This is a genomic window from Pengzhenrongella sp. (assembly GCF_036565025.1).
In the GTDB taxonomy this organism is placed as follows: domain Bacteria; phylum Actinomycetota; class Actinomycetes; order Actinomycetales; family Cellulomonadaceae; genus Pengzhenrongella.
In genome coordinates this window covers 1-2,859 of the sequence record NZ_DATCNW010000213.1, presented here as the reverse complement: position 1 = coordinate 2,859, position 2,859 = coordinate 1, and the positions used below count along the sequence as shown (strand labels likewise).

1 pseudogene is annotated in these 2,859 nt (G+C 76.8%); it reads right to left on the bottom strand.

The features are described from left to right. Positions 1-2,859: pseudogene (locus VIM26_RS12265) on the bottom strand (hypothetical protein); the annotation flags it as partial.

The window sequence follows — 2,859 nt, the reverse complement described above, 5'->3', positions numbered from 1 at the left end:
GGCGCCAGCCGCGCCCGGGCCTCGACGCGCTCGAGCACGGTGCGCAGGATCGCGTCGGCCTCGCCCTGCGGATCGAGGAACGCCGCCGCCGACCAGACCTGCGCCACCGACCAGCCGAGCCGCTCGAGTCGCTGCGCGAGCTGCCGGTCGCGCACCCGCACACTCGGCTCCGCGACGTAGGCGTCGTCGTCGGTGAGCACCGCGACGACGAGCTCGCCAGGCAGGTCACGATGGCCGACGGCGAGCGGGATCCGGGACCCGCCGGCGACCCCGTAGTCGATCTCGACGAGCAGCCCGGCGCGCCACAGCCGTTCGGCGAGGTCCATCACGAGGCGGTCCGGGCTCGCGTCGTCCGGGGCGCTCACGGCGACACCGGACTCGTCGCGCCCGCGCGCGGCCGCGAACGCCAGCAGGTCCGCGAGCAGCCGGGCGCCCGGACCGCGCAGACGCTCGGGATCCAGGTCGTCCGCCGCGAAGCAGCTGACCACCGTGAGCCGGTGACGCGTGGCCCCGAGGGCGTCGAGCAGCAGCGCCTCGCCGCCCGGACCGCTGAGCGGGCCGAACCGGTGCAGCACCCGGCCGTGCGGGGTCTTGCCGAAGCCGACCGAGAAGATGATGGCCTCGCGCCGCAGCCCGGCCACGCCGGTCAGGTCCGCGACGGCGAACGGCTCGGGCCGCCCGGCGTCGAAGAACGCCGCGAGCGACGGGTTGTCCCGCACCTCGCCCAGGACGGCCTCGCGGACCCGGTTCGCGTGGGTCTGCGAGGACGTGATGACGGCGAGCGACTCCTCGGGGCGGGTCAGCGCATGGTTGATCGCGAGCTCGACGACGTGCTCGACCTCGGCCCGCGTGCTGTCGACCGCGCCGGTCTTCGGGTCGGGCATCCCGGAGCCGTCCACCACATCCAGGCGCACGAGCGGGGCGGCGTCGGGCAGGGGGGTCGCCTCGAGCACGCCCGCGTAGCCGTGCTCGGCGAGGAACGCCGTCAGGTACGGGTCACGGCGGGTCGAGTTCGCGCGCAGCGCGACCCCGGGCAGCACCGCCGCGAGCTCGCGCACGGCAGTCCCGGACGCGCACCGCGCGTCGCCGACGACGACGACCTGCCGCCCGCGCACGAGCGCCGCGAGCGCGACCTCCAGGGTGAGGTGCTGCACGGAGTCCAGCACGACCAGGTCGACGGCCTGCACCGGCGGGAACAGCTGGGGGACGATCATCGGCGACGCCGTGACCACCGGACGCAGCCACCGGACCAGGTCCGGGAAGCGCGCCGCCAGGTCGCGCAGGGACGTCAGGCGCTCCTCGCCGAGCTCGGCGAACAGCGCCTCCGCCTGCTCGGCATGGGCGCTCAGGCTGGCCGAGATGTGGTCGACGACGGCGGCGCGCACCGGCGCCGACAGGCTCGCGACGTGCTCGAGGTCGAGCCGCCGGTACTCCGTCGCCAGGCTGGACAGGGCCGCCCCGTCGTACCCGGCGAGCGCGGGATCGGCGCGCAGCAGCTCGTCGAACACGGTGCTCCACCACGCGAGGTCGAGCTCGGCGCCGACCAGCGCCGCGCCGACCCGCCGGCGGTGGAGGTCCGCGAGGAGCGGGTCGAGGCCCGCGGTCCGCAGGGACCGGACCAGCGCGGTGCGCTCGGGCAGGTCGGTGAGGGTGGTGCTGGTGGTGAGCAGCCGGCGGAGCCGGTCCGCGAGCTCGGAGAAGGGGGCCCGCAGCAGGCCGCCGCCGCCCGGCGTCGTCGCGAGCACGGTGTCGAGCTGCTCGAGGTCCTCGCGCACGAGGCGGTACTCGGCCTCGATCGCGCTGAGCCCCACCGGCAGCCGGGGCCACCCGCCGCCCGGGCAGTGCGCCTGCCAGATCTCGCGCTGGTTCTGCACCTCGACGAGCGCGGCGTGCAGGTCGGGGATCGGCCGGCCCGGGCGGCCCATGTCCTTGGCCTGCTTGCGCAGCCGGCGCCGGTGCAGCTGCCCCATCGGCAGGTCGTGCTCGAGGCGCCAGGCCTTGGACGCGGTCGCGGCGACCAGGTCTGCGGCGGTGCGCTCGAAGATCAGCGGCTGGAACACGTCCAGCGCCCCGCGGATCCCGCCGAGCATCTCCAGCTGCTCGCCCCAGGCGCCGACGGTCGTCGCGGGGGTCAGCCCGGTGGACCTCGCGACCTCCTCGGCGCGCACGGCGAGCGCGCTCAGGGTGCGGTCCAGGAGCCGCTCGATCCGGGCGACCGCGTCCGCGGCGGCCGCGTTCGTGACCAGGTCGGCGCCGAACCAGGGCGTCTCCCCGGGCCGCAGCGTGAACGCGCCGAGCGTCGCGGCCCGGGCGAGTGCCTTGGTCAGGCGCTCGCGGCGCGGCGCCTCGAGCGCGCGGGCGACGTCGGGCGCCAGGCGCGCGGTCGTCTGGGGTGCGGGCTGGGTCGAGGTGAGGCGGGCCAGGGCCTGCAGCGCGTCGTACGCGGACGCGCCCCACGGCTCGCGCACCTCGTGCAGCGCGCGCACGTAGCCGCTGAGCCGGCTGCGGCGGGCGACCAGGTCACGGCGCAGCGCGGCGACCCCGGCGGCGTCGACCGGGCGCTGCTCAAGGGTCATTGCGGCCAGCAGCCGGCGCGCGGCCGCTGTCCGCCAGCCGGCGTCCGGCGCGATGTCGAGCACCAGGTCGTCGAGCCCCAGCTCGGCGAGGCGGGTGGTGAGCGCGGTCGCGGCGCGGCGGTGCCCCGGCACGTAGAGCACGGTGCGGCCACGCGCGGCCGCGTCGGCGACGACGGCGGCCAGCGTCCCGGTCGCGTCGCAGCCCGCCGGGGCATCGATGAACAGGTGGCTGCCGGTCGCGAGCACGTCGAGCACGTGGCGCTGCACCGGGTCGAGATCGCCG